Source organism: Sphingobium sp. IP1 (assembly GCF_002708645.1).
Lineage (GTDB): Bacteria > Pseudomonadota > Alphaproteobacteria > Sphingomonadales > Sphingomonadaceae > Sphingobium > Sphingobium yanoikuyae.
Genome location: NZ_NOIW01000182.1, coordinates 1 through 5,915, shown reverse-complemented (window position 1 = coordinate 5,915; position 5,915 = coordinate 1). Strand labels below are relative to the sequence as shown.

Sequence of the window (5,915 nt, the reverse complement as noted above, 5' to 3'; positions counted from 1 at the left end):
CGCAGCGCGGATCCCAACTGGAAGCTCAGCGAAACCGACGAGGCAGCGTGAGCCTGCGTCATTCGGGGGGAGCGCTGCTTGCAGCGCTGATGCTGTCCGCCTGCGCGGGTGGCGTCATTCCGCCATCGGCCGGCGGCCCTGCGCCAAGCCGGCCGAGCGGTAGCGGCGAAGGCGCGACCCGGCCGGTCCCGGCCACGCCCCGCCCCACCCTGCCGCCGAAACTGCCGACCGTATCGCTGGACGACCTGTCCACGGATCAAGCCAATGCCGCCGGCCTGGGCGTCACGCCCGGCCCCGACATTGCCAGCCTGATCCCGTCCGGTGAGCGCGCCCGCGCCGCCCTGCAGGCCTTTCGCATTTCCTGCCCGACGCTGATGAAGCGCACCGACCAGAGCGGCCTGACGCGCGGATCGGACTGGAACAGCGCCTGCAGCGCGGCGTCGAGCTGGCCCGAAGCCACCGCGGCCGAGTTTTTCTCCCGCTATTTCGAGGCGGTGCAGGTGGGCGAGGGCAAGGCCTTCGTCACCGGCTATTATGAGCCCGAAATCGCCGGGTCGCGAACCCGCCAGCCCGGCTATCAGGTGCCGATCTATCGCCGCCCGGCAGAACTGATCGACGTCAACCTTGGCCTGTTCAGCGACAGCCTGAAGGGCCGCACCATTCGCGGCAAGGTGCAGGGCAGCAATTTCGTGCCATTCGACGAGCGATCGCAGATCGTCGGCGGATCGCTCGCCGGGCGCGGGCTGGAACTGGCCTGGGCGGCGGACCCGGTCGAATTCTTCTTCCTGCAGGTCCAGGGCAGTGGTCGGCTGACCCTGCCCGACGGCGGGCTGATGCGCATCGGCTATGACGGGCAGAATGGGCGCGACTATACCGGCATCGGCAAGCTGATGAAGGATCGCGGCCTGATCCAGGCCGGGTCGATGCAGGACATCATGCAATATCTGCGCGCCCACCCCGCCGAGGGCGCCGCGATCATGAACGAGAATAAGAGCTTCGTCTTCTTCCGTGAATTGACCGGCGCGGGACCGATCGGCGCGCTGGGCGTACCGGTGACGGCCGAGGCGACGGTGGCGGCCGACCCCAAATATATTCCGCTGGGTGCCCCTGTCCTGCTGTCGCTCGACCGGGCCGAACCCAATGGCATCTGGATCGCCCAGGATACCGGCGGCGCGATCAAGGGCGCCAACCGGTTCGACAGTTTCTGGGGCGCGGGCGCCCGCGCGCGCGGCATTGCCGGCGGCATGTCAGCCCGCGGCAGTGCCTTGATATTGCTGCCGATCGGGTCAGCCGCACGGCTGGCGCGCCCGTGATCGCGCGCCATGCGACGCCGGACCCTATCTTCTGAAGAGCAGGCGCTCTGGGGCGCATTGACGCGTTCGGTCCGGCCGCTGCGGCCGGGGATGATGCGCCCGCCCCTGCCCGTTGTCGCCCCGGCGCCGACCCCGGAAACAAGGTTAACGCCGCAGCCTGCCAAGGCGGTGCCGATCACCCCCGCCCGAACGCCAGCGGCCGTGCTCGACACTGGCTGGGAAAAGCGAATCCGTAGCGGCAACATCGCCCCCGACATGTCGATCGACCTGCACGGCCATAATCTGGCCGGCGCCCATGTCAGGCTTAATCAGGCGCTGGCGGCGGCGCTGGCCCGCGATGTGCGGGTGCTGCTGGTCGTGACCGGCAAGCCGCCAAAAGCCAGCAGCCACCGGGATTCGAGCCGGCGCGGCGCGATCCGGGGCGAGATCGGCCATTGGCTGGAAACCAGCCCCTATGCCGATCGCATCGCCAGCGTGCGCATCGCCCATCCCCGCCATGGCGGCGACGGCGCCATCTACCTGATCCTGCGCCGCAAAAAATGACGCAATTTGCGCAGCCACTGACCTTTTCTTAACCACTGTCCTTCATATCCGCCTGATCCAGCAGCACCGATTATCGGGAGCTTTGAGCAGGCAGGGAGGCACATGCAGGGCGTGACAGTGAAAAGCCGCGCTGCTGCCTTTGCCTGTGCGGCCGGCGCGCTCGTCTTCATCCTGTCGCTGCTATTGGGCCATGGCGCGGCCGACGATCTGGTCGATGTCGGCCGATCCCTGATCATCGCGATCCTGTGCGGCACGATGAGTTGGGCATCGGCCCAGCGCACCATCGCCGCTACTGCAAGCGCCATCGATACCGCGACCGAGCGGCTGCTGGCCGCCGCCCATGGCGATCTTCATTCCCATGTCCCCGCCGAGATCGGCCTGGAACTGCCCGACCTGTCGGTGGCGATGGAAAGCCTGTTCAGCCAGGTCCGCACCAATCTGGACCATGTCCAGACGCTGGCACTGTTCGACCAGGTGACCGGCCTTGCCAACCGCACCAGCTTCTGTCGGCAGGTCGAACGCCTGCTCGTCGAACGTTGCGGCTCAGGACCGGCAGCCTTGTTCTTCATCGACCTGGACGGCTTCAAGGCGGTCAACGATACGCTGGGCCATGCGGCCGGCGATCAGTTGCTGGCGCGGGTGGCAGGCCGCCTGCGGGAAGTGGTGATGGCGCAGGTCAGCGCAGGCCTGGGCGACGCCGTGATCGGCCGCCTGGCCGGCGACGAGTTCACCATGTTCTTCCCCACCCTGCCCAATCGCGATGCGGCCTCACGCATCGCGCGTGCCATCCAGTTCGCGCTGGGCGAGCGATTCGAACTGGGCAGCCAGCATGTCGACCTGGGCGCATCGATCGGCATCGCCTGCTATCCCGACCATGGCGACAGCCTGTCCGCGCTGCTGCGATCGGCCGACATCGCCATGTATCATGCCAAGCATGAAGGCCGGGGCCGCGCCGAGATGTTCACCGCCGAACTGGCACTGGAGGCGGCGGACCGGGCCGAACTGGAACGCGACCTGTTGTTGGGGCTGGAGCGCGACGAATTCCTGCTGGAATTTCAGCCACAGATCGAGATGAGCCATGGCGGGGTGGCGCAGGCGGTCACGGCCGAGGCGCTCGTGCGCTGGGTCCATCCCGAACGCGCGCTGATCATGCCCGGCGCCTTCGTGCCGGTTGCGGAGGAAAGCGGCATGATCGTCGCGCTGGGCGACTGGGTCATGAGCCGGGTATGCGAGACCGCTGCGCGCTGGGCACGATCGGGCGTGCATCAGCGAATCGCGATCAACATCTCGACTCGCGAACTGGCGCAGGCCGATTTCTTCCTGCGCCTGCGCCACGCCATGGCGACGCACCAGACCCCGCCGCCCATGCTGGAGCTGGAGATTACCGAATCGCTGGCAATGGACATGGACGAACGCGTGCTGGGACAGCTCAGCGCGCTGCGACAAGATGGCGTACGAATCGCCATCGACGATTTCGGCACCGGCTATTCCAACCTGGCCCGGCTGCGCGAATTGCCGGTCGACCGGGTGAAGATAGACCGCAGCCTGGTGCGCGACATCGCGACCTCCGCAGAGGCGCGGACGATCTGCAGCGCGGTCGTCGGGCTGATTCAGGGCCTTGGCATGGAAGTGGTGATCGAAGGGGTCGAGACGCAGGCACAGATGGACATGCTGCGTGTCATCGGCTGCACCCTATTTCAGGGCTATCACCTCGCCCGGCCGATGGGCGAGGCGCAATATCTGGATCGATATGCCACCGCGCCCGCCGTCGAACCGACGGAACGACGCAGCCTCTAAGCCGGACGATTCAGGGCAGGCGCCGGGCAGACAGGATCTTGACCGTCGGCTCCAGCATCTGCCCCTTCATCACGCCATTGCCGGCGGTGGGTGATTTCGGACCTGCCTGGATGGCCCTCACGATATCCAGCCCCTCGACCACATGCGCGAAAACGGCAAAGCCCTGATTGTCGCCGACCGATTCGGGATGCGCGTCCATCGCCGGCATCTTGCCCAGCACGATGAAGAAATCCCCGGTCGCGCTGCCCGGCGCATAGCGAGCCATGGACAGCGCACCATCATCATGGGTGAGGCCCGTCTGGCTCGTGGGCTCATGTTTGATCGGCGGCAGGACGCGCTTGGGGTCATTCTGTGTCCCGCCCTGGATGAAGCCGTAGTCCGGACCGCCGACGGCGCGGTAGAAGACGGTGCCGTCGAACCGCTTTTGGTCGACGTAACGCAGGAAATTGCCGGCCGTGACCGGTGCCTTGTCGGGATGCAGTGCCACCACGATGCGCCCGGCACTCGTGTCGAGCGCCACCCGGACATCGCTTGAGGCGACAGGCGGCGAAACCGGGGTTGGAGATTGGGCCAGCAGCGAGCCGGAGGCCAGCGCGGCGAGGAGGAACAGGGCCAGGGTGCGGATCATGGCATCAAGCCTAGTCCAACCACCCTGCCCTGTCAGCCCATGGAGTCAGCCCATGGTTGGGACTGCTGTCAGCCTTCCAGCTGGCGCATCAGGGCGCGGACGTCGGCGTCCATGTCCGGATGGCTTTCACGCAGCTTCTCGATCGTGCGCACCGCGTGAATCACCGTGCTATGATCGCGACCGCCAAAGGTGCGGCCGATTTCCGGCAGCGAGCGCGGCGTCATCTTCTTCGAGATATACATCGCCACCTGACGCGGACGCGCGACGGCGCGCGCACGGCGCTTCGACTTCATTTCCGACAGGTCGATCTTGAAATGCGCGGCACAGGCCTTCTGGATCTCGTCGATGGTCAGGCGACGCACATTGGCGCGCACCGCATCGGCGAGCATGGTCTGGGCAAATTCCAGATCGATCGAGCGACCGGTCAGCTGGCCATAGGCCACCAGCTTGTTGAATGCGCCTTCCAGTTCGCGCACGTTCGAACGGATCGAACGGGCAAGGAAGTCGATCACCGCATCGGGCACCGGCGGATCGCCGGCATGGGCGCGGCGCGCTTCCAGAATCGCAAGGCGCAGGTCGAGACCGGCCGGACGGATATCGGCCACCAGACCGCCCGCCAGACGCGACAGGATGCGCGGATCGATGCCGTCCAGCATCTGCGGCGCGCGGTCGGCGGTCACGACGATACGGGCACCGGTATCGATCAGGTCGTTGATCGTGTGGAGGAATTCTTCCTGGGTCGAGCCCTTGCCAGCGATGAACTGGATATCATCGATCAGCAGCAGGCGCGCGGCGCGCAGGCGGGCCTTGAACGCCATCGTTTCGTTCGAGCGCATCGCATTGACGAACTCGACCATGAAGCGTTCGGCCGACATGTAGAGCACCGGTGCGCTCGGCGAATGGGCCGAGAAGGCCCGCGCGATCGAGTGCAGCAGGTGCGTCTTGCCCTGACCGGTGCCGCCATGGATGAAGAGCGGCGTGAAGCGGGGCTCTGCCTCGCCCGCCATTGCCAGCGCCGCCGAATAGGCGAGCTGGTTGGTCTCACCCGGAACGAACTGGTCGAAGGCATGGCGCGGCTGGAAATTGCAGGCGACGGTCGGCGCAGCGGCAACGATCGCCGGCGCCGTCACGGCTGCGGCCACGTCGCGCTTCACTTCCAGCAGGCGCGGGCCCGACGAATCGGGCGCACGGCGCAGGCGCACTTCGCGCACGCCGGCACCCGAACAGCGCCAGGCCATGCGCAGGCGATCGCCAAACTGGCCGGAAACGAAATTCGCGCTGAAATCCGACGCAAAATGGAGATCCAGCGTCTGCGAATCGGGGCAATAGTCACCCAGGCGCGCAGGCTTCAACCATTGGTCGAACATGCGCGCGCCGATGTCGCGGCGCAGACCGGTGCGGATGGTCGTCCAGGCGGATTCCAGGCGGGCCATATCTGCCGCTGCCTCTCCGTCCTGAATTCCAAGCACCGCCGCATTATCCTTCATTGAATGCTGCCCCCAAAATACCAACAAAAATGCCCCTGAGGGCACGACTATCGGACGCAACAAGATGGTTCGGAAAAGCGCCCCCGCCTTTCCGAGTCTGATACATCGACTGACATTATGACGACCGCCAGGAAGTGATTCGATCAG

Annotated in this window: 5 protein-coding genes; 3 read left to right on the top strand and 2 right to left on the bottom strand. The window is 66.1% G+C overall.

What is annotated here, in order from left to right:
* The first annotated feature begins 47 nt into the window (after window positions 1–47).
* The 3 genes from CG471_RS28640 to CG471_RS28630 all read left to right on the top strand — a co-directional run bounded on the left by CG471_RS28640 (window position 48) and on the right by CG471_RS28630 (window position 3,653).
* Window positions 48–1,313 carry a murein transglycosylase A gene (locus tag CG471_RS28640; protein WP_099234530.1) on the top strand — a complete coding sequence of 422 codons (1,266 nt, stop codon included), beginning with the start codon at window positions 48–50 and terminating at the stop codon, window positions 1,311–1,313.
* Between the two features lie 9 nt (window positions 1,314–1,322).
* Window positions 1,323–1,856 (top strand): Smr/MutS family protein, encoded by a 534-nt coding sequence (locus CG471_RS28635; RefSeq protein ID WP_180275834.1) that lies wholly within the window; start codon window positions 1,323–1,325, stop codon window positions 1,854–1,856.
* 102 nt (window positions 1,857–1,958) lie between these two features.
* A complete protein-coding gene (locus CG471_RS28630; protein WP_099234529.1) occupies window positions 1,959–3,653 on the top strand; it encodes a bifunctional diguanylate cyclase/phosphodiesterase in 1,695 nt (564 codons plus the stop codon).
* Window positions 3,654–3,663: 10 nt separating this feature from the next.
* On the opposite strand, the gene CG471_RS28625 is transcribed toward CG471_RS28630, so the two are convergent.
* Together CG471_RS28625 and dnaA are read right to left on the bottom strand one after the other, a co-directional pair.
* Entirely contained in the window at window positions 3,664–4,281 is a 618-nt protein-coding gene (locus CG471_RS28625; RefSeq protein WP_099234528.1) for a peptidylprolyl isomerase, read from the bottom strand.
* Between the two features lie 68 nt (window positions 4,282–4,349).
* A complete protein-coding gene (dnaA, locus tag CG471_RS28620) occupies window positions 4,350–5,768 on the bottom strand; it encodes a chromosomal replication initiator protein DnaA (RefSeq protein WP_004210320.1) in 1,419 nt (472 codons plus the stop codon).
* Between the last annotated feature and the right edge of the window lie 147 nt (window positions 5,769–5,915).